The 18,554-nt window shown below is 72.8% G+C and carries 17 protein-coding genes; 14 read left to right on the top strand and 3 right to left on the bottom strand.

Annotation, left to right across the window (positions count from 1 at the left end; translation table 11 throughout):
• Positions 1 to 94 precede the first annotated feature (94 nt).
• From ACIHCM_RS19495 to ACIHCM_RS19485, 3 genes are all read left to right on the top strand, one after another.
• Positions 95 to 1,267 (top strand): glycerophosphodiester phosphodiesterase, encoded by a 1,173-nt coding sequence (locus ACIHCM_RS19495; RefSeq protein WP_399897244.1) that lies wholly within the window; start codon positions 95 to 97, stop codon positions 1,265 to 1,267.
• Between the two features lie 75 nt (positions 1,268 to 1,342).
• Positions 1,343 to 1,849, top strand: coding sequence for an RNA polymerase sigma factor (locus ACIHCM_RS19490; RefSeq protein WP_399897241.1), 507 nt, complete (start codon positions 1,343 to 1,345; stop codon positions 1,847 to 1,849).
• 44 nt (positions 1,850 to 1,893) lie between these two features.
• Complete coding sequence (locus ACIHCM_RS19485; RefSeq protein ID WP_399897237.1) at positions 1,894 to 2,391, top strand: GNAT family N-acetyltransferase; 498 nt, start codon at positions 1,894 to 1,896, stop codon at positions 2,389 to 2,391.
• A gap of 72 nt (positions 2,392 to 2,463) precedes the next feature.
• On the opposite strand, the gene ACIHCM_RS19480 is transcribed toward ACIHCM_RS19485, so the two are convergent.
• Together ACIHCM_RS19480 and ACIHCM_RS19475 are read right to left on the bottom strand one after the other, a co-directional pair.
• Positions 2,464 to 2,898, bottom strand: coding sequence for a hypothetical protein (locus ACIHCM_RS19480; protein ID WP_399897234.1), 435 nt, complete (start codon positions 2,896 to 2,898; stop codon positions 2,464 to 2,466).
• A complete protein-coding gene (locus ACIHCM_RS19475; protein WP_399897231.1) occupies positions 2,879 to 3,238 on the bottom strand; it encodes a hypothetical protein in 360 nt (119 codons plus the stop codon). The genes ACIHCM_RS19480 and ACIHCM_RS19475 overlap by 20 nt, the downstream gene beginning before the upstream one ends.
• 69 nt (positions 3,239 to 3,307) lie before the next feature.
• Here ACIHCM_RS19475 and ACIHCM_RS19470 point away from each other — a divergent pair, with 69 nt between their 5' ends.
• The 9 genes from ACIHCM_RS19470 (at position 3,308) to ACIHCM_RS19430 (ending at position 15,377) form a co-directional block, all read left to right on the top strand.
• Positions 3,308 to 3,958, top strand: a complete 651-nt coding sequence (locus tag ACIHCM_RS19470) for an HAD family hydrolase (RefSeq protein WP_399897228.1) — start codon at positions 3,308 to 3,310, stop codon at positions 3,956 to 3,958.
• Positions 3,959 to 4,281: 323 nt separating this feature from the next.
• The gene (locus ACIHCM_RS19465; protein ID WP_399897225.1) at positions 4,282 to 5,316 is read left to right on the top strand and encodes a methionine ABC transporter ATP-binding protein; all 1,035 of its coding nucleotides are present in this window, start codon (positions 4,282 to 4,284) and stop codon (positions 5,314 to 5,316) included.
• Positions 5,313 to 6,050, top strand: coding sequence for a methionine ABC transporter permease (locus ACIHCM_RS19460; protein WP_399897222.1), 738 nt, complete (start codon positions 5,313 to 5,315; stop codon positions 6,048 to 6,050). Before ACIHCM_RS19465 ends, ACIHCM_RS19460 begins: the two co-directional genes overlap by 4 nt.
• 65 nt (positions 6,051 to 6,115) lie before the next feature.
• Positions 6,116 to 6,943: a MetQ/NlpA family ABC transporter substrate-binding protein gene (locus ACIHCM_RS19455; protein ID WP_399897219.1), complete on the top strand. Its 828-nt coding sequence runs from the start codon at positions 6,116 to 6,118 to the stop codon at positions 6,941 to 6,943.
• Positions 6,944 to 7,080: 137 nt separating this feature from the next.
• Positions 7,081 to 7,719 carry a GNAT family N-acetyltransferase gene (locus ACIHCM_RS19450; protein ID WP_399897216.1) on the top strand — a complete coding sequence of 213 codons (639 nt, stop codon included), beginning with the start codon at positions 7,081 to 7,083 and terminating at the stop codon, positions 7,717 to 7,719.
• A gap of 115 nt (positions 7,720 to 7,834) precedes the next feature.
• Entirely contained in the window at positions 7,835 to 9,046 is a 1,212-nt protein-coding gene (gene cbiE, locus ACIHCM_RS19445; protein WP_399897214.1) for a precorrin-6y C5,15-methyltransferase (decarboxylating) subunit CbiE, read from the top strand.
• Between the two features lie 346 nt (positions 9,047 to 9,392).
• Positions 9,393 to 13,115: a nicotinate-nucleotide--dimethylbenzimidazole phosphoribosyltransferase gene (gene cobT, locus ACIHCM_RS19440; RefSeq protein ID WP_399897211.1), complete on the top strand. Its 3,723-nt coding sequence runs from the start codon at positions 9,393 to 9,395 to the stop codon at positions 13,113 to 13,115.
• 146 nt (positions 13,116 to 13,261) lie between these two features.
• Complete coding sequence (gene cobA / locus ACIHCM_RS19435; RefSeq protein ID WP_399897207.1) at positions 13,262 to 14,494, top strand: uroporphyrinogen-III C-methyltransferase; 1,233 nt, start codon at positions 13,262 to 13,264, stop codon at positions 14,492 to 14,494.
• A 64-nt stretch (positions 14,495 to 14,558) separates the two neighbouring features.
• Positions 14,559 to 15,377 carry a TrmH family RNA methyltransferase gene (locus tag ACIHCM_RS19430; protein WP_393102892.1) on the top strand — a complete coding sequence of 273 codons (819 nt, stop codon included), beginning with the start codon at positions 14,559 to 14,561 and terminating at the stop codon, positions 15,375 to 15,377.
• Between the two features lie 6 nt (positions 15,378 to 15,383).
• On the opposite strand, the gene ACIHCM_RS19425 is transcribed toward ACIHCM_RS19430, so the two are convergent.
• Positions 15,384 to 16,805: a protein kinase gene (locus ACIHCM_RS19425; RefSeq protein ID WP_399897863.1), complete on the bottom strand. Its 1,422-nt coding sequence runs from the start codon at positions 16,803 to 16,805 to the stop codon at positions 15,384 to 15,386.
• 196 nt (positions 16,806 to 17,001) lie between these two features.
• Between ACIHCM_RS19425 and ACIHCM_RS19420 the strand changes: the two genes are divergently transcribed.
• Together ACIHCM_RS19420 and ACIHCM_RS19415 are read left to right on the top strand one after the other, a co-directional pair.
• Positions 17,002 to 17,238, top strand: a complete 237-nt coding sequence (locus tag ACIHCM_RS19420; protein ID WP_393102894.1) for a hypothetical protein — start codon at positions 17,002 to 17,004, stop codon at positions 17,236 to 17,238.
• 235 nt (positions 17,239 to 17,473) lie between these two features.
• Complete coding sequence (locus ACIHCM_RS19415; RefSeq protein ID WP_399897203.1) at positions 17,474 to 17,680, top strand: hypothetical protein; 207 nt, start codon at positions 17,474 to 17,476, stop codon at positions 17,678 to 17,680.
• The last annotated feature ends 874 nt before the right edge of the window (positions 17,681 to 18,554 follow it).

Below are 18,554 nucleotides of genomic sequence, written 5' to 3'. Positions count from 1 at the left end.
TCATCCACGCGTTCGAAATGAAGCCTCCCGGCTGACACGTCGACAGCCCTACCATCTGCCAGCACCCACGACATTCACGGCAAGGAGGCCGCTGATGGCAACGCAGGAGTCGAACGAGCAGCCGCAGGAGCAGGCGCACACCGGTCGACGGGCGCTTTTGGGTGCTGCGGTGCTCGGCGCGGGCGGAGCCGTCCTCGGTCTGTCCGGCTCGGCGAGAGCCGACGCGCGTCATGGAGGCCGAGGAATGAAGAGCCTGCCCGTACCGACGATCGTCGCTCACCGCGGCGCCAGCGGCTACCGCCCCGAGCACACCCTCGGTTCGTACCAGCTGGCCCTCGACATGGGCGCCGACATCGTCGAGGCCGGCGACCTGGTGCCCACCAAGGACGGTCACCTCGTCTGCCGCCACGAGCCCGAGATCGGCGGCACCACGGACGTCGCCGACCACCCCGAGTTCGCCGGCCGCAGGACCACCAAGGTCCTGGACGGCGTCTCCACCACCGGCTGGTTCACCGAGGACTTCACCCTCGCCGAGCTCAAGACCCTGCGCGCCGCCGAGCGCATCCCGGCCAACCGCCCGCACAACACCCTCTACAACGGCCGCTGGGAGATCCCCACCTTCGAAGAGGTGCTCCGCTGGCAGGAGGAGCAGACCCGGAGCCGCGGCAAGCAGGTCTGGATCTACCCCGAGCTCAAGCACCCCACCTACTTCCGCAAGCTGGGTCTGCCCCTGGAGGAGCGGGTCGCCAAGCTGCTGCGCAAGTACCGCAGGGATCGCTGGAACTCGCCGGTCATCCTCCAGTCCTTCGAGCCGACCAGCATCCAGCGCCTGCACAAGCTGGTCGACAACCCGCTCGTGGTACTGCTGTCCGGCGCGAGCACCCGCCCCTGGGACTTCGTCGAGAGCGGTGACCCGCGCACCGTCGCCGACCTGATCAAGCCGGCCGGCCTGCGCGAGATCGCCTCCTACGCCCAGGGCATCGGCCCCACCCTCGACCTGGTCATCCCGAAGGACACCGCCGGCAACCTGACCCGGCCGACCACCCTCGTCGCCGACGCCCACAAGGTCGGCCTCAAGCTGCACCCCTGGACGCTGCGCAACGAGAACCCGTTCCTGCCGGCGAACTTCCGCAAGGGCACCGACGCGGACGTCTACGGCGACGTCTTCGGCGCCTACCGGGCGTACTTCGCCACCGGCATCGACGGCATCTTCACCGACCAGCCGGACACCGGTCTGCTGGCCCGCGAGGACTTCGTCAACGGCTGAACCGTCCCACCCCGGTCGGGGTGACAACCGGCCGCCCGGGCAACTTGCAGCCCGGGCGGCCGCGTCGTGCCCCATATGACGCCCGACCTGCTCACCGCCCTGCGCCCCCTGCTCGCCGCCGAGGCCTCGGCCGAGGCGCACGCCGCCGGCACCGAAGCCGGCGACCTGGAACAGGCGGTCTGGCTCCGCCTGCTGGAACTGCTGCACTCCGGCGGCCCGCCCCACGACCCCGAGCGCTGGTTGCGCCGCGCCGTCCGCTCCGAGGCCCGCCGCTCCCGTCGTACGCACCGGCACGAACGCCCCTACGGCACCGAACCCGCCGACGAGTCCGGCACCACCCCCGAACAGCTCGCCCTCACCGCCGGCCGGGCCCGTGCCCTGCGCGAGGCGGTGCGCCGGCTGCCCGGCCGCTGCCCCGCCGTTCTGGACGCGCTGATGTCCCCCAAGGACCTCACATACCGGGAGATCGCGGGGGAGTTGGGTATCTCACAGGGGAGTCTGGGGCCGGAACGTTCCAGATGTCTGGGATGTCTGCGGCGATTGCTTGCCGCGGAGGTTGCGGCTCGCGGAGCACGGGGATAGGAGTGGGGGACAACAGGCAACAGGTGAGCGGGAGGCGTGCACACATGGGCATGAGCGTGATCATCTCCGAGGCGACCGACCAGGACGTCGAGCAGATCTTCAAGCTGCAGTACCTGTGCTTCCAGAGCGAGGCGGCGCTGTACGGCAACTACCGCATCGACCCACTCGTCCAGACCCTCGCCTCGGTCCGTCAGGAGGTCGCCGACGACTGCGTGTTCGTGGCCCGGCTCGGCGACGAGGTGATCGGCTCGGTGCGCGGCGCGATCACCGACGACGGCGCCGCCTCCATCGGCCGCCTGTGTGTCCACCCCCGTCTGCAGGGCCACGGCATCGGCGCCCGCCTCCTGCGCGCGGCCGAGTCGGCCCTCGCGGAGCAGCGCGGCGCCAGGAAGTTCCGCCTCCACACGGGCCACCGCAGCGAGGGCAACCTCCGCCTCTACCGCAAGGTGGGCTACGAGACGGTGGGCACGTCGAAGGGTGCGGACGGCGTACCCATGATCGTCCTGGAGAAGCAGGCGGGCGCCTACGTGGCGACAGCCTGAGGCGTAACGCCCTCAGGGGTGCGGGGAACTGAGTGACCGGCCCCCGCGAGCCCCCGGCCCACCGGCGGTGGCTCAGCCCGCCTGTTCGCTGCGCGCCTTGCGCAGCCACCACAGCGCGGAGACCGGCAACAGCACCGGGATGAACAAGTAGCCCATGCCGAAGTCGGACCATACGGTCGCGTCCGGGAACGCCGACGGTTCGACCAGCGTCCACGTGCCGACGACCAGCACACCCACCAGCTCGGCGGCGCAACACACCTGCGCCGCCCTGCGGGCCGTCTCCCCACCGCGCACCAGCGTGTAGGTGATGAACCCGTACACCACCCCCGCCAGCGCCGACAGCGCGTAGGCGAGCGGCGCACGGTCGAACTCCGTGGCGATCTGGTACACGGACCGTGACACGGCGCCCACGACCATCACGCCGTACAGCCACACCAGCAGTATCCCGGGCCCGCTGATCAGCCGGGACTTCGTCATGCCCGCCACCTCAGCCTCCCCAGATGTCATAGAGCCGCACCTCCAGGACAGCCAGCACCACGCCGCCGGCGGCAACCGTCACCGAACCCCACTTCGACCGCTCGGCCAGCGACATGAACCCGGCGGCGGGGACGCACGCGAACGCCCCCAGCAGATACGCCACGAAGATGGTCGTCCCCTGGGCGGGCTTCTCGCCCCGCGCCAGCTGCACGATGCCGACGATCAACTGCACCAGGGCCAGGAACGACACCACGGCCATCCCGATGAAGTGCCAGTCCTTCGTCGGCTCGTCACGGTAGGCGGCCCAGCCGCACCACGCGCCGAGCAACAGCGCGGCGACCGCGGTCGCCACCGTCAGGGCATCAAGCATGGGCTGACCCTATTACGGGCCAAAAGGCCTGATGCGGCCGCCCCCGGGGTGCCCCGTAGGGTCGAGGGCATGAAGATCCGCGCACAGGCCCTGCTGTTCGACAACGACGGCACCCTCGTCTCCTCCCTCGCGTCCGTGCACCGCTGCTGGACCCGCTGGGCGGGGGAGTACGGCATCACGGCCGAGCGCTTCGCACAGGTCGAACTGCACGGCCGGACCGCCGCCGAGATAGCCGCCGACCTGCTGCCGTCCCGGATCGTGCCGCAGGCCGTCGCGCGGATCGAGGCACTGGAGGTGGAGGACGTGCCGAACGGCGGAGTGCGCCTGCTGCCCGGCACGTACGACTTCCTCACCGCCCTGCCCGCCGACCGCTGGGCCGTCGTCACCTCGGCCACCCGCCGCCTGGCCGAGGCCCGCCTGGACGCCGTCGGCATCCTGCCCAAGACACTGATCGCCGCCGACGACGTCACCCGCGGCAAACCGGACCCGGAGCCCTACCTGCTGGCCGCCCGCTCGCTGGGCGCCGACCCGGCCGCCTGCGTCGTCTTCGAGGACGCGCCCGCCGGACTGCGGGCCGGGCGCACCGCCGGGATGACCACCGTGGCCTTGGCCACAACCCACCCCGCCCACGAACTGACCGCGGACCTGGTGGTCGAGGACCTGTCGGCCCTGTCCGTGCTGGTCACGGCCGACGGCGTGGAGATCTCCGCCCGGGACTGACGCCCGTCCACCGCTGTCCGCAATGCGGACAGCGGGTTCCTGGTCGGGTTCGTCCGTCTGCTTTACTGACCGCATGACCACGACGAACAGCCGCACCCCTGCGACCGAGGCGACCATGACGCCCGGTGCCGGCGGCTGTATGTGTCGTCGAATGTGCGCCTTCTAGAGGGCCCCCGCACCCCTGAGCCTCGCGCCCCGAAGCGAGCCGCCGTGGCATGCCCGTACCCCCTCCGCGGTACGTGACCCGATCTGCCTCGCGCACCTCTTCCCTTCCGTACCCGGGCCCACCCACGCCCGCGTACTCGACAGTGACGGAAACCCACGTGATCACCACATCGGGCCTCACCAAGGTCTACCGCTCACGCGGCCGCGAGGTCACCGCCCTGGACGGCGTCGACCTGCACGTCCGCGAGGGCGAGGTCTTCGGCGTCATCGGCCAGTCCGGCGCCGGCAAGTCCTCCCTCATCCGCTGCGTCAACCTCCTGGAGCGCCCCACCTCCGGCACGGTCACCGTCGCCGGCCAGGACCTCACCGCGCTCGCCGGACGCGGCCCGCGCGCGGGCCGGGAACTGCGCCGGGCCCGCAGCAACATCGGCATGGTCTTCCAGCACTTCAACCTGCTGTCCTCGCGGACCGTCCAGGACAACGTCGAGCTGCCGCTCGAGATCCTCGGCACCTCGGGGAAGGCGCGGTCCCGCAAGGCGCTCGAACTCCTGGACCTGGTCGGCCTCGCCGACAAGGCCAAGGCCTACCCCGCCCAGCTCTCCGGCGGCCAGAAGCAGCGCGTCGGCATCGCCCGCGCCCTGGCGGGCGACCCCAAGGTCCTGCTCTCCGACGAGGCCACCAGCGCCCTCGACCCGGAGACCACCCGCTCGATCCTGAAGCTGCTGCGCGACCTGAACCGGCAGCTCGGACTGACCGTCCTGCTCATCACGCACGAGATGGACGTGGTCAAGAGCGTCTGCGACTCGGCCGCCCTGATGGACAAGGGCCGCATCGTCGAGTCCGGCACGGTCGGCGAACTGCTCGCCACCCCGGGCTCGGAGCTGGCCTCCGCGCTCTTCCCGGTGGGCGGCGAGGCCTCGGCCGACGACCGCACCGTCCTCGACGTCACCTTCCACGGCGATTCCGCCACCCAGCCGGTCATCTCCCAGCTGGCCCGCACCTACAACATCGACATCTCCATCCTGGGCGCCGCCATCGACACCGTCGGCGGTCTCCAGGTCGGCCGGATGCGCATCGAACTGCCCGGTCGCTACGAGGACAACGTCGTGCCGATCGGCTTCCTGCGTGAACAGGGGCTCCAGATCGATGTCGTCGGCGCCGAGCCGGTACTGGTGAAGGAAGGTGCCAAGTGACCTGGTCCGAGATGCAGCCCCTGCTGGAGCAGGCCTGTACCGAAACGCTGATCATGGTCGGCTGGTCCACCCTGATCGCCGTCGTGGCCGGCCTGCCGATCGGTGTCCTGCTCGTCCTGACCGACAAGGGCGGCCTGCTCCAGAGCACCGCGCTCAACAAGGTCATCGGTCAGGTCGTGAACGTCGGCCGCTCGCTGCCGTTCATCATCCTGATGGTGGCGCTGATGAGCTTCACCCGCTGGGTGACCGGCACCACGATCGGCAGCGAGGCCGCGATCGTGCCGCTCGCCATCGGCGGCATCCCGTTCTTCGCCCGCCTGGTCGAGACGGCTGTCCGCGAGGTGGACCACGGGCTGGTCGAGGCGGTCCAGTCGATGGGCGGCAACACCTGGACCATCGTCCGCAAGGTCCTCGTCCCCGAGGCCCTGCCGTCCCTGATCGCCTCCACGACGACCACGGTCATCGCCCTCATCGGCTACTCCGCCATGGCCGGCACGGTCGGCGGCGGTGGCCTCGGCGACCTCGCCGTCCGCTACGGCTACCAGCGCTTCGAGACCGGCCTGATGTGGATCACCGTGGCGGTCCTCGCCGTCGTGATCTCGCTCATCCAGTTCGCCGGCGACTTCGCGGCCCGCTCGCTGCACCACCGTGGCGCGCGCTCCGGTCCCGGCCCCAAGCTCCGCCTGCTGAAGGCCAAGGAACAGGCCGCCGGCGACATCGGCAAGGTCGCCTAGCCGCACCCAAGAACTCCCCGCACACCACCGCGGGGTCGCACCACCCTTAAGGAAAGGCACTTTTCGTGCGTAACACCGCCAAGATCACCGCCGCTGCCCTCGCCGCCGGAGCTCTCACCTTCGGGCTCACCGCCTGCGGTTCGGGCCAGGACGCCGCCTCCGGCACCTCCGGACCGCTGGTCGTCGCCGCGACACCCGTCCCGCACGCCCAGGTCCTCAACTACGTGAAGGACAACCTGGCCGAGAAGGCCGGCCTGGACCTCGAGGTCAAGGAGTTCACCGACTACGTCACGCCCAACACGGCGACCGAGGACGGCTCGGTGGGCGCCAACTACTTCCAGACCGAGCCCTACCTCGAGGACTTCAACAAGAAGAACGGCACCCACCTGGTGTCCGTCGCCTCCGTGCACCTCGAGCCGCTCGGCCTGTATTCCGAGAAGACCGACAAGGTCGGCGGCCTGAAGAACGGCGCGACCATCGCCGTCCCGAACGACACCGTCACCGAGGCGCGGGCCCTGCAGCTGCTCGCCGCCAACGGCCTGCTCACCCTCAAGGACGGCGTCGGGACCTCGGCCACCACCGCCGACATCACCGAGAACCCCAAGAACCTCAAGTTCAAGGAGCTGGAGGCGGCTCTGACGCCCCGCTCCCTGAAGGACGTCGACGCGGCCGTGATCAACGGCAACTACGCCCTGGAGGCCGACCTCAAGCCGGCCGAGGACGCCCTCGTCCTGGAGTCCCCGGACAACAACCCGAACGTCAACCTCCTGGTCGTCAAGGAGGGCAACGAGGACGACCCGCGCGTGAAGAAGCTCGCGAAGCTCCTCACCTCCCCCGAGGTCAGGAAGTTCATCGAGAAGGAGTACGCCGGCTCGGTCATCGCCTCCTTCTGAGCCGCGCCTCCCCTCGTACGCACCCGGGATTCACTCCCTCACACGGAGTGGACCCCGGGTGTGTGGTTGAGTGCTTTCATGCTGCATGCTGGGCAGTTCAGCAGTCCCTGACGGTTCGAAGGTTACGGAGCTACGTCATGACGAGCACCTTCCCCAGCATCTCCATCAGCACGGAGCGGTTGGTGCTGCGTCCGCTCGACGAGGACGACGTGCCCGCCCTCGCCGAGATGATGAACGACGAGCAGGTCGTCGCCTGGACCGACGTGCGGCTGCCCTTCACGGAGGACAGCGCCCACGCCTGGATCACCGGGCACGTCCCCGCCGAGCGCGCCCGGGGACGTGGCGTCGCCCTCGCCGTCACCGAGTTCCTCACGCAGCGCCTGGTCGGCGTCATCCAGCTGACCCGGACCAACTGGCACGTACGCGCCACCGAGCTGTCGTACGTCGTCGCCCCCTGGGCCCGTGGTGAGGGGTACGCCTCCGAGGCCGCGCTCGCCACCGCCCAATGGCTCTTCCATGACCTGAAGTTCGAGCGCATCGAGCTGCGCACCGCGGCCGACAACACCGCCTCCCAGCAGGTGGCCCAGAAGATCGGCTGCATCAGCGAAGGCGTTCTGCGCGGCGCCTGCATAGCGCGCGCCCGCACCGACGACGGACGCTGGACCGAGGTGCGCACCGACTACATCGTGTGGAGCCTGCTGCCCGAGGACCTCGAGGGTGCGGGCGATCAGCTGGCGGACACCGGCGGTTTCACGTCGTACTCGGACTGGAACTGAGAGCAGCGGGGAAGCCGCCCGAGCGCGCCCGGGTGGCACCAGGTACTCTCACGGAGCGCGCCCGCCCCCGGGATGCGCCCGACGACCTGCGCAAACCCCCAGGAGACTGACGACGATGGCCGACCGGGTCACGGTGATCGGCTGGGACGGCTCTCCACTGACCGCCGCGGCACGCGCCGCGCTGGGCGCCGCCACCCTCGTGGCCGGTGCCGGACACCATCTGCTGCTGCCCGAGGTGCCGCCCACCGCGGAGCGCGTCCGGCTCGGCAGCCTCGCCCTCGCCGCCCGCCGGATCGCCGCCCATCGCGGCACGGCCGTGGTGCTCGCCGACGGCGACCCCGGCTTCTTCGGGGTGGTACGCACCCTGCGCGCCCCCGAGTTCGGCCTGGAGGTCGAGGTCGTCCCCGCCGTCTCCTCCGTGGCGGCCGCCTTCGCACGGGCGGGCATGCCCTGGGACGACGCCCAGGTGGTCGTCGCACACCCCCGCACCCTGCGACGCGCGGTGAACGTGTGCCGCGCGCACACCAAGGTCGCGGTCCTCACCTCCCCCGGCGCCGGCCCCGCCGAACTCGGTCTGCTCCTCGACGGCGTCCATCGCACCTTCGTCATCTGCGAGGAACTCGGCACGGCCCGCGAGCAGGTCACCGTCGTCACGTCCGACAAGGCCGCCGACCACACCTGGCGCGACCCGAACGTCGTGATCGTCATCGGCGGCCCGGCCGCGGCGCAGGAGGGCGGCGGCTGGATCGCCGGCCGGGACCCGGGCACCGGCCCACGCGGCTGGACCCTGCCACCCGGGGCGTACGACGGTGCCTTCGGCGAGGGTGAGACCGAACCCCTGCGCGCGGCCCAACTCGCCCGGCTCGGCCCCCGCGTCGGCGACCTCGTGTGGGACATCGGCTGCGGCAGCGGCGCCTTCGCCACCGAGGCCGCCCGGGCCGGTGCCGCCGTCATCGCCGTCGACCGGGACCGCGGTGCCTGCGCGCGCACCGACGCCGCCGCACGCCGCTTCGCGGTCCAGCTCCAGATCGTCCACGGCACCGCCCCGCACGTCCTGGAGAACCTGCCCGAACCCGACGTCGTCCGGGTCGGCGGCGGGGGAGCGGCCGTGGTCTCCGCGGTCGCCGACCGGCGCCCGCAGCGGATCGTCACCCATGCCGCCACCCGCGACGCGGCCGAACTCGTCGGCCGTGACCTGACCGAGCACGGCTACGAGGTCGAGTGCGCCCTGTTGCAGTCCGTGGAACTCGACACCCGGGCCTGGACGGAGAAGGAGCGCAGCGTCGCGTTCCTGCTCACCGGGGTACTGCCCGATCGCGCCCCGTGATCCGGTTGTCGTACCGCGCGCGGTAGGCTGGCCGATCGTTGTACCGCACTCGGACGCCCGGCGCTTCGTCGGTCAATGTCCGGAAAACTCGCTCGTTTTGGGGTGGGTGTGGTACGGCAGAACCCGAGGACGCGCAACGTGGCGCAGTCCACAGCGGGCGGTCGCGAATGAGGCTGACGTGACGGCGGAACGGCCGCGACAATGCCACTGAATGGCTTTGTCGCCTTTTCCGGCGGCTCGTTCGTGCCGCTGGGCACGCGCGCTCGTTCTTCACAGCGGGGCGGTCGGTGCGCCGTTCCGGGTGAGCTGGTCGTAGGAGCATCAACCGATGGGCGAGGGGTTACGCATGACCGACACCGGCCAGGTCCCGGGTGAGGGGCTGCCGGAGAACGCAGGCCTGGTGCAGCAGCCGGGCGTCTCCGTTCCCGGCGCGTACGCCTACGTCTCCGAGACGCCCGCCGAGGACGAGGACCTGCTGCTGCCCGGCGCGCAGGGCGCCTGGGGCCACGAGGTGGCCCCGCCCGCGCCGGAGCCGGTCGTCGAGGCCGTCCACGAACCCGGCGCGCACGAGGTGTCCGGCCGCGACAGCGGCTCGGTCGACCTGACCGGCGTCCGCCTGCCGGGCCCGACGCCGCCTCCCGCGTCGTCCGCGCCCGCCGCCGCGCCGCGCCGTCCGCTGCACCTGGGCCCGCCGATCCCCGACGCCTCCGCCAGCCCGGTCCGCTCACTCGCCGACCGTGGCCCGGCGGGCGCGCCGGTACGGCAGGCCGGGCCCCCGACCATCGGGCCCGAGTACCTCGACGTCCCGCACGCGCGGGAGACGCCGCCTGGTGCGGTGCCGCAGGCTGCCGCGCCGTGGGGCGCGCCCCAGACTGCCGCGACGCAGCCGACGACGGCGCAGCCGCCGGTGGGCGCGGAGGTGACGCCTGCGGAAACGGTTGTTCCGGCGGCTGTCCCGGCGGCGCAGGTGTACGAGCACGAGCACACGCACGAGCACGCGCACGCACAGGTGCAGGGCGCGGCGTCGGTGCAGGGCCAGGCCGAGGCACATGCCCAGGCCGAGGTGCACGCCCAGTCGGCGGCGCAGGCTCACGCGCAGGGTGAGGCGAACGCGCAGCCCGAGGTCCAGGCGCAGCCCGAGGTCCACGCCGAACCCGAGGTGCACGAGCAGGCCGAGGTGCCGGTACCCGAACAGGCAGTGGCGCACGGGCCGGCGCCGGCTCAGGCCCAGGGCGTGCCGGAGCCGGTGGGCGCGGCACAGGCCGCGCTGGCGCGGATCGCCTCGGAGGCCGGGGCGTCGGGGCCTTCCGGCCACGGCGACGCGCACCCCGCCGAGGCCGACCCGGCGTTCGGCCCCGACGCGGGCACGCCCGCCGAAGCGGCGGTCCCGGCCGAGCCGGAGGCCGCCGACGCGCAGCCGCTCCTCCCGGAGGCCGAGCAGGTCCCGGGCGACCCGTCCGTCGTGGCGGAGGCCACGCCGATCGCCGAGCCCGCGCCCGTTCCCGAGCCGGAGCAGCCGGCCGGGATGCCGGAGCAGGCGACCGCGCACGGTGCCGAGGAGGCCCAGGCCGTACCTGAGGCCGTGCACCAGCCCGGCCCCGAGTCCCCGCAGCCTCAGGACGCGGGCGCGGCCGCGGCCCCGCTCGCCGCCGAGGCGGCCCCGCTCGACCCCGAGCCCGCGCAAGCGGCAGCCGAGCCGCAGGACGCCGTCGAGCCGGCCGGTACTGCCGCCCCCGCCCAGCCCGCCGCGCAGCCCGAGCAGCCCGCCGCCGCGGACGTGGAGGCCCAGGTCGTCGCCCCGGCCGTGGCCGAACCCCCCACACAGCCGGTCCCGCACCCCGAGGGCACCGCGCCGGAGGCGGACCCCTTCGCGCCGGTCGACGAGCCGCTGGACATCGCGCCCGACACCGCCCCGGCGCCGCAGTCGGAGCAGCCGCTGGGCCAGTTCGTCGCGGTGGACGGCTTCGTGCCGACCACCCCGCACCTCGCGCCCACGCCGCCGCACCCCCTCGTCCTGCCCGCCCAGGAGCAGGCACCCGAGCCCGCGGCGCAGCCGGAAGCCATGGCCACGGTCCCCGCTCCCCGCGAGGCAGGCACGGTGCCCGGAGAGGCACCGGACCCCGAGTCCGCCGTACAGATGGTGCAGAACGCGGACGACCTGGACACGCGTGCCGCCGACCAGGAGGACCAGCACGAGCTGCCGGGCCGGCGGGAGTCGCTGAACCAGCACCACCCGCAAGGCCCCCAGGCCGCGCACGACCAGCAAGCCCCGCACGACCAGCAGGACCCGCACGAAATGAGCACGGCCCCCGTGGCAGAAGCACAGCAGTCCACCGGCCCCGCCGCGCCCGCCTACGACGACGCCGAGCGCGAGGCCGTGCTGAAGGTCATGCGCGAACGGCGTGACATCCGCAACGGCTTCCGCAGCGACCCCATCCCGCACGAGGTGCTGCTCCGTGTCCTGGAGGCCGCCCACACCGCACCCTCGGTCGGGCACTCGCAGCCCTGGGACTTCGTCGTCATCCGCTCCGCCGAGACCCGGCGCACGATGCACGAACTGGCCATGCGCCAGCGCGAGGCCTACGCCAAGTCCCTCCCGAAGGGCCGGGCGAAGCAGTTCAAGGAACTGAAGATCGAGGCCATCCTCGACACCCCGGTGAACATCGTCGTCACCGCCGACCCCACCCGCGGCGGCCGTCACACCCTCGGCCGGCACACCCAGCCGCAGATGGCGCCGTACTCCTCCGCGCTCGCCGTCGAGAACCTCTGGCTCGCGGCGCGCGCCGAGGGCCTCGGTGTCGGCTGGGTGAGCTTCTTCGACGAGCGCGAGATGGTGCGCGCGCTGGGTCTGCCCGAGCATCTGGAGGTCGTGGCCTACCTGTGCGTCGGGTACGTCGACGAGTTCCCTGAGGAGCCCGAGCTGATGCAGGCGGGCTGGTCCAAGCGCCGCCCGCTGTCGTGGGTGGTCCACGAGGAGACGTACGGCCGCCGCGCCCTGCCCGGCGAGGAGCCGCACGACCTGCTCGCCGAGACCGTCGCCCAGATCCGGCCGCTGGACGCCAAGGCGCTCGGTGAGGCCTGGGAGCGGCAGAAGCGGATGACCAAGCCGGCCGGCGCGCTCGGCATGCTGGAGATCATCTCGGCGCAGCTGTCCGGGCTGTCCCGGCAGTGCCCGCCGCCGATCCCGGAGCCCGCGGCCGTCGCGATCTTCGCGGGCGACCACGGGGTGCACGCCCAGGGCGTCACGCCGTGGCCGCAGGAGGTCACCGCCCAGATGGTGGCCAACTTCCTCGGCGGGGGAGCGGTCTGCAACGCGTTCGCGAGCCAGGTCGGAGCCGAGGTCTGCATCGTCGACGTGGGCGTCGCCGCGGAGCTCCCGTCCACCCCCGGCCTGCTGCCGCGCAAGGTGCGCCCGGGCACCGCCGACATGACCACCGGTCCCGCGATGACCCGCGAGGAGGCCAGGCAGGCCATCGAGGTGGGCATCGAGACGGCCCGCGACCTGGTGGCGGCCGGCAACAAGGCGCTGCTCACCGGCGAGATGGGCATCGCCAACACCACCGCGTCCGCCGCCCTGATCTCGGTCTTCACGGGCGCGGACCCGGCGGAGGTCACCGGGCGCGGCACCGGCATCAACGACGAGACCCTGGCCCGCAAGACCGAGGTCGTCCGCCGTGCCATCGAGCTCCACCAGCCGGACCCGGCCGACCCCGTCGGCGTCCTCGCCGCGATCGGCGGCCTCGAACACGCCGCCGTCGTCGGCCTCCTTCTCGGCGGTGCCTCCCTGCGTACGCCGGTCATCCTGGACGGCGTCAGCGCCGGTGCCGCGGCCCTGGTCGCCCGCGCGATCGCCCCCGAGGTGCTCGCGGCCTGCATCGCGGGCCACCGCAGCGCCGAGCCCGGCCATGTGGCCGCGCTGAACAAGCTCGGCCTGCGACCCCTGGTCGACCTCGACCTCCGGCTCGGCGAGGGCACGGGCGCGCTGCTGGCCCTGCCGCTGGTCCAGAGCACGGCACGGGCGATGCACGAGGTGGCGACGTTCGATTCGGCGGGTGTGACGGAGAAGTAGGCACCCCGGGCAGGCCGGGCCGGGCGGGCGCTCCGCGGCACCCACCCGGGCCTGGCCGTACGCTGAACGCATTCTAAAATCCGCACGTCAGGGCTGCTCCAGAGCCGTAGCGCCCACCGCATGCCCGCACGAGGAGCCGCACCCTCATGGCCGAACACCCCGCCTACCCCGTAGGCCTCCGCCTGGCCGGCCGACGCGTGGTCGTCCTCGGTGGCGGCCAGGTCGCCCAGCGCCGCCTGCCCGCCCTGATCGCGGCCGGCGCGGACGTCCTCCTCGTCTCCCCGGCGGCCACCCCCTCGGTGCAGGCCATGGCGGACACGGGCGAGATCACCTGGGAGCGCCGGCCCTACGCCGAGGGCGACCTCGCCGGCGCCTGGTACGCCCTGATCGCCACCAGCGACCACGACGCGAACGTCCGGGCCTCGGCGGAGGCGGAGCGCCACCGTGTCTGGTGCGTCCGCTCCGACGACGCCGAGCAGGCGACGGCCTGGACCCCGGCCACCGGCCACAGCGAGGGCGTCACCGTCGCGATCCTCACCACCGACACCAAATCCCGCGACCCCCGCCACACCGCCGCCATCCGCGACGCGGTCGTGGAGGGCCTGCGCGACGGTACCCTCGTCGCCCCGCACCACCGCACCCGCACCCCCGGTGTCGCCCTCGTCGGCGGCGGCCCCGGCGACCCGGACCTGATCACGGTGCGCGGCCGCCGCCTGCTCGCCGAGGCCGACGTCGTCATCGCCGACCGCCTCGGCCCCCGTGATCTCCTCGCCGAACTGCCCCCGCACGTCGAGGTGATCGACGCGGCCAAGATCCCGTACGGCCGCTACATGGCCCAGGAGGCCATCAACAACGCCCTGATCGAGCACGCCAAGCAGGGCAGGTCCGTCGTACGCCTCAAGGGTGGCGACCCCTTCGTCTTCGGCCGTGGCATGGAAGAGGCCCAGGCCCTCGCCGAAGCCGGCATCCCGTGCACGGTCGTGCCCGGCATCTCCAGTTCCATCTCGGTTCCCGGCGCGGCCGGCATCCCGGTCACCCACCGCGGGGTCGCGCACGAGTTCACCGTGGTCAGCGGCCATGTCGCCCCCGACGACGCGCGCTCCCTCGTCGACTGGCCGGCCCTTGCCAGGCTCACCGGCACGCTGGTGATCCTCATGGGCGTCGACAAGATCGGCAAGATCGCCGAGACCCTCGTCGCGCACGGCAAGCCGGCCGGCACACCCGTCGCCCTGGTGCAGGAGGGCACGACCGCCGCCCAGCGCCGGGTCGACGCGACCCTGGCGACCGTCGCCGAGACGGTCCGCGCACAGGAGGTCAGGCCGCCGGCCGTCATCGTCGTCGGCGAGGTCGTCGGCGTGGGCCCGCACACCCCCGCGTAACTCGGGGTAACACAACCCTTACCGAGCCGTTGGCACCGTACGTACGACAAGGCAGTATCACCCTGTGGCCGATCTCATCACCGTCGAGGACCCCGACGACCCGCGTCTGCGCGACTACACGGGCCTGACCGACGTCGAACTGCGCCGTAAGCGCGAACCCGCCGAGGGCCTGTTCATCGCCGAGGGCGAGAAGGTCATCCGGCGGGCCAAGGACGCGGGCTACGAGATGCGTTCGATGCTGCTGTCGGCCAAGTGGGTCGACGTCATGCGCGACGTCATCGACGAACTCCCCGCCCCCGTCTACGCGGTCAGCCCGGAACTCGCCGAACAGGTCACCGGCTACCACGTGCACCGCGGCGCCCTCGCCTCGATGCAGCGCAAGCCCCTGCCCACGGCCGCCGAACTCCTGCGGTCCGCCCGCCGGGTGGTCGTCATGGAGTCGGTCAACGACCACACCAACATCGGCGCGATCTTCCGCTCGGCCGCGGCGCTCGGCATGGACGCGGTCCTGCTGTCACCGGACTGCGCCGACCCGCTGTACCGCCGCAGCGTCAAGGTCTCGATGGGCGCGGTCTTCTCCGTGCCGTACGCCCGCCTGGACTCCTGGCCCAAGGGCCTTGAGTCGGTCCGCGAGGCGGGCCTCACACTGCTCGCCCTGACCCCCGACGAGAAGGCCAGGCCGCTCGACGAGGCCGCCCCGCACCGGATGGACCGCGTCGCCCTCATGCTCGGCGCGGAGGGCGACGGCCTGTCCACCCAGGCCCTGGTCGCCGCCGACGAGTGGGTCCGCATCCCCATGTCCCACGGCGTCGACTCGCTCAACGTGGGCGCGGCGGCCGCCGTCGCGTTCTACGCGGTCGCGACGGGCCGCCCGCGGCCGTAGCGGGCCTTACCGGGACGCCGCGAACGTCGACTCGTACCGCTCCGGCGCGCGCGGCTCCTCGTCCACCGGCCGGTATCCGCTCTGCACCTGCTCCTGCCGCGCGCCCGCGCCGCCCCGCTCGTCGCCGAGCCCACGTGCCGACGCCTGGCAGCCCTGCACGACCCCGATGCCGAGCGCCACGAGCAGCGTCACGACCACGAAGACGAACAGCCGCTGGCGCAGCAGCCGGGGATTGGCCGGCCGCCGCCCGGCCCCGGTGGGCCGCGCCGCCGGACGACCGCCGCCACGCGGTGACGTACGGCCACCGCTGCCGGAGCGCGTCGTGTTGCGCGCCGGGGTGTTCCGCGGGGCGGGCGTGGAACGCGCCCCGGACCGCGACGGGGAACCACCGCCCCGAGGAGCACCACCACCCCGGGACGGCGTCGCTCCCCGCGCCGGAGCGGGCCCCCGCGAACTGCCCGGACCCCGGGGCGCCGGAGTCACCGGCCCGCCCTGCTGCTGCCGGCGCGGCGCACGGTCGGGGTAGGTGTCGGCGAGCCGTCCGGTGGGACGGTCCGCCTCGGCGCTGCGCGGCGCGGGCGGCCGCTCCTCGATCAGCCCCTGTGCCTCCCGGGCGGCGATCTCCTTCAGCCGCAGCGACAGCTCCAGCGTGCTGGGCCGCTCCTCGGGGTCCTTCGCCAGACAGGCCCGCACGAGAGGCCCCAGCGCGTCCGGCACGCCGTGCAGCTGGGGCTCCTCGTGGACGACGCGGTACAGCATCACCTCGGAACTGCCCTGTCCGAAGGGCGAGTCGCCGGTGGACGCGTACGCGAGCGTGGCGCCCAGCGAGAACACGTCCGTGGCGGGCGTGACCGCGGCGCCGCGCACCTGCTCGGGCGCGAGGAAGCCGGGGGAGCCGACGGCGGTGCCGACGTGGGTGAGCGTGGAGGCCCCGGTCGCCCAGGCGATGCCGAAGTCGATGATCCGGGGGCCCTTGGGGGAGAGCAGGATGTTCGACGGCTTCAGGTCCCGGTGGACGACCCCGGCCTCGTGCACCGCGACCAGCCCCTCGGACAGGGCGGCCCCGACCGCGGCGACGTCGGCGGCTGCGAGCGCCCCCTCGTCGGCCACCTTGTCGTGCAGGGAGGGTCCGGGCACGTACTGCGTGGCGAACCACGGCCGGTCCGCCTCCAGGTCCGCCGCGACCAGCCGCGCGGTGCACCCGCCCCGGATCCGGCGCGCCGCGGAGACCTCACGGGCGAACCGTGAGCGGAACTCCTGATCCTCCGCCAGATCGGGCCGGATCACCTTCAGGGCGACCCGCTGGCCCTTCCTGTCGGAGCCCAGGTAGACCACGCCCATGCCGCCCGCGCCGAGGCGCCGGTGCAGCCTGAACGAGCCGACGACGCGCGGGTCCTCGCGCCTCAGGCGCATCATCGCCATGTTCATCCCCGCTGCCCGGTCCGTGTGACGTGGCACAGCTTACGTTTCCGTGGCCGCCTGCGCGCAGAGGCCGCGCCCTCTCGGCCCGATGGATTGTCAGTGGCGGGTGCGAGACTTGAGGGGTGGTCAGGGAGCACGCCTCAGATACTCCTTTGAGCCGTCCGCGCTCCCAACCATCCGCAGCAGAAGGGGGATTGGGTTCATGAAGGGTGACCGTGTGGAGATAGTCGTGGACGCCGGGGACACGACACGTACGTACGAGGTGGTGGCGAGCAGGGCGGGCCGCAGGGTGGAGACGGCTGTACGCCGAGGTGTCGTGGAAGTGAGTGAAGTCACGCGAACCGGCGTTGTGGTCCGTACGGCGCGGTTCATGGCGAACCGGGTGCTGGCCCTGGTCGAGCAGCCGGTGCCCCGTGAGGACAGCTCGGAAAACCCCTGACACACCGGGCGCCCCCTCCGGGAAGACCCCGAGACCCGGGTCCGCTTCTCCACCCAGGGGAGTACGCGCCGTCCCATGGCTCATCCTCCGGGAGGCCCGCCAAGCGGTACGAGGGCATGACGCCCGGCACCCCTCGCGCACCTACATTTGAGGTCAAGCGGCGGGTGCAGCACTCGTCCCCCGAGGTCAGGCACCCGCCGCTGCCAACGACAACTAAACGGTCAGGAGAGGGACCATGGCCTACACGGCACCGCGGACACTGATCCGCGAGCAGGGACGCAGGGCGCACGCCGCGTTCCGGCCGCGCTCCACGGGCCGCCGCCACCCCCTGGTGGCAACGGCCATGGCCCTTCCTCTGGCGGTCCTGCTCCTCGTCGTCTTCGACGGCTGGGAGACAGTGGCCACACAGGCGTCGTCCGTGGGCGTGATGCTGGGGCGCTGAGCGGCGACCCCAGGCCCGGAAGAGCGGTCCGGGCGGGGACATCCACCCATAACCCCGTGGGGACGGGGGTGCGGCGGACGGCACAAATGCCGGCGCAGCTGGGGAGCTGCGCCGGCATTGCTTTTGCCTCCGGCGGCATTCACGAAGTGCGCCCACACACCGCCCCCTGCAGGGCCGTTGCAGAACCGGCCACTTGACTGCCGATCCGGCGTCCACCCCTCACGTCCCCGACGGCTTCAGGCACCGCCCGTCCGCGCCTCGACGCCGCACTGCCCACCCGCACCACGCACCGCCCCCACCGTTTCGCGCGCCGTGACCTGGCCGGCGTCGGGTACTGCCGCGTCGCTTCGCGTGCCATGACCTCACCCGTCTCGGGCGCTGCCACCCTCCCCGTTTCGCACGTCACCACGCTCCCGCATCGCGCACCGCGCCCCGCCGTTTCGCCTGTCACGACCCGGCTCACATCGCGCACCGCCCCCCTGCCGCTTCGCGTGTCAACCACCTCGCCCGCACCATGCACCCCCCCGGCCGCATCACGCGTCACCGCGCCGCCCGCACCACGTACCCCCCGTCCGCATCACGCGTTACCACCCGGCCCGCACCACGCACCCACCAGCCGCATCACGCGTTACCACCCGGCCCGCACCACGCACCCACCAGCCGCATCACGCGTTACCACCCAGCCCGCACCACGCACCCACCAGCCGCATCACGCGTCCCCCCCCGCCCGCACCACGCATGGCCGCCGCTCGCATCACGCGTCCCCCCGGCCCGCTTCCCGGCGCCGCCACCCGGGCCCGCCTCCCCGCGGTGCTGCCTGCGGCTCCCCCGCGGTGCTGCCTGCGGCTCCCCCGCGGGGGAGCCGCAGGCAGCA

The organism is Streptomyces sp. NPDC052023, assembly GCF_044548465.1.
GTDB lineage: Bacteria > Actinomycetota > Actinomycetes > Streptomycetales > Streptomycetaceae > Streptomyces.
Note: the sequence above shows the minus strand (reverse complement) of the source record. Positions and strands in the feature narration are given on the sequence as shown.

Bases quoted from the DNA above. Each gene is read 5' to 3' on its own strand.
- ACIHCM_RS19490 (WP_399897241.1), top strand. From the start codon at position 1,343: ATGACGCCCGACCTGCTCACCGCCCTGCGCCCCCTGCTCGCCGCCGAG.
- ACIHCM_RS19470 (WP_399897228.1), top strand. From the start codon at position 3,308: ATGAAGATCCGCGCACAGGCCCTGCTGTTCGACAACGACGGCACCCTC.
- ACIHCM_RS19425 (WP_399897863.1), bottom strand. From the start codon at position 16,805: ATGAACATGGCGATGATGCGCCTGAGGCGCGAGGACCCGCGCGTCGTC.
- ACIHCM_RS19420 (WP_393102894.1), top strand. From the start codon at position 17,002: ATGAAGGGTGACCGTGTGGAGATAGTCGTGGACGCCGGGGACACGACA.
- ACIHCM_RS19450 (WP_399897216.1), top strand. From the start codon at position 7,081: ATGACGAGCACCTTCCCCAGCATCTCCATCAGCACGGAGCGGTTGGTG.
- cobT (WP_399897211.1), top strand. From the start codon at position 9,393: ATGACCGACACCGGCCAGGTCCCGGGTGAGGGGCTGCCGGAGAACGCA.
- cobA (WP_399897207.1), top strand. From the start codon at position 13,262: ATGGCCGAACACCCCGCCTACCCCGTAGGCCTCCGCCTGGCCGGCCGA.
- cbiE (WP_399897214.1), top strand. From the start codon at position 7,835: ATGGCCGACCGGGTCACGGTGATCGGCTGGGACGGCTCTCCACTGACC.
- ACIHCM_RS19415 (WP_399897203.1), top strand. From the start codon at position 17,474: ATGGCCTACACGGCACCGCGGACACTGATCCGCGAGCAGGGACGCAGG.
- ACIHCM_RS19475 (WP_399897231.1), bottom strand. From the start codon at position 3,238: ATGCTTGATGCCCTGACGGTGGCGACCGCGGTCGCCGCGCTGTTGCTC.
- ACIHCM_RS19485 (WP_399897237.1), top strand. From the start codon at position 1,894: ATGGGCATGAGCGTGATCATCTCCGAGGCGACCGACCAGGACGTCGAG.
- ACIHCM_RS19495 (WP_399897244.1), top strand. From the start codon at position 95: ATGGCAACGCAGGAGTCGAACGAGCAGCCGCAGGAGCAGGCGCACACC.
- ACIHCM_RS19480 (WP_399897234.1), bottom strand. From the start codon at position 2,898: ATGACATCTGGGGAGGCTGAGGTGGCGGGCATGACGAAGTCCCGGCTG.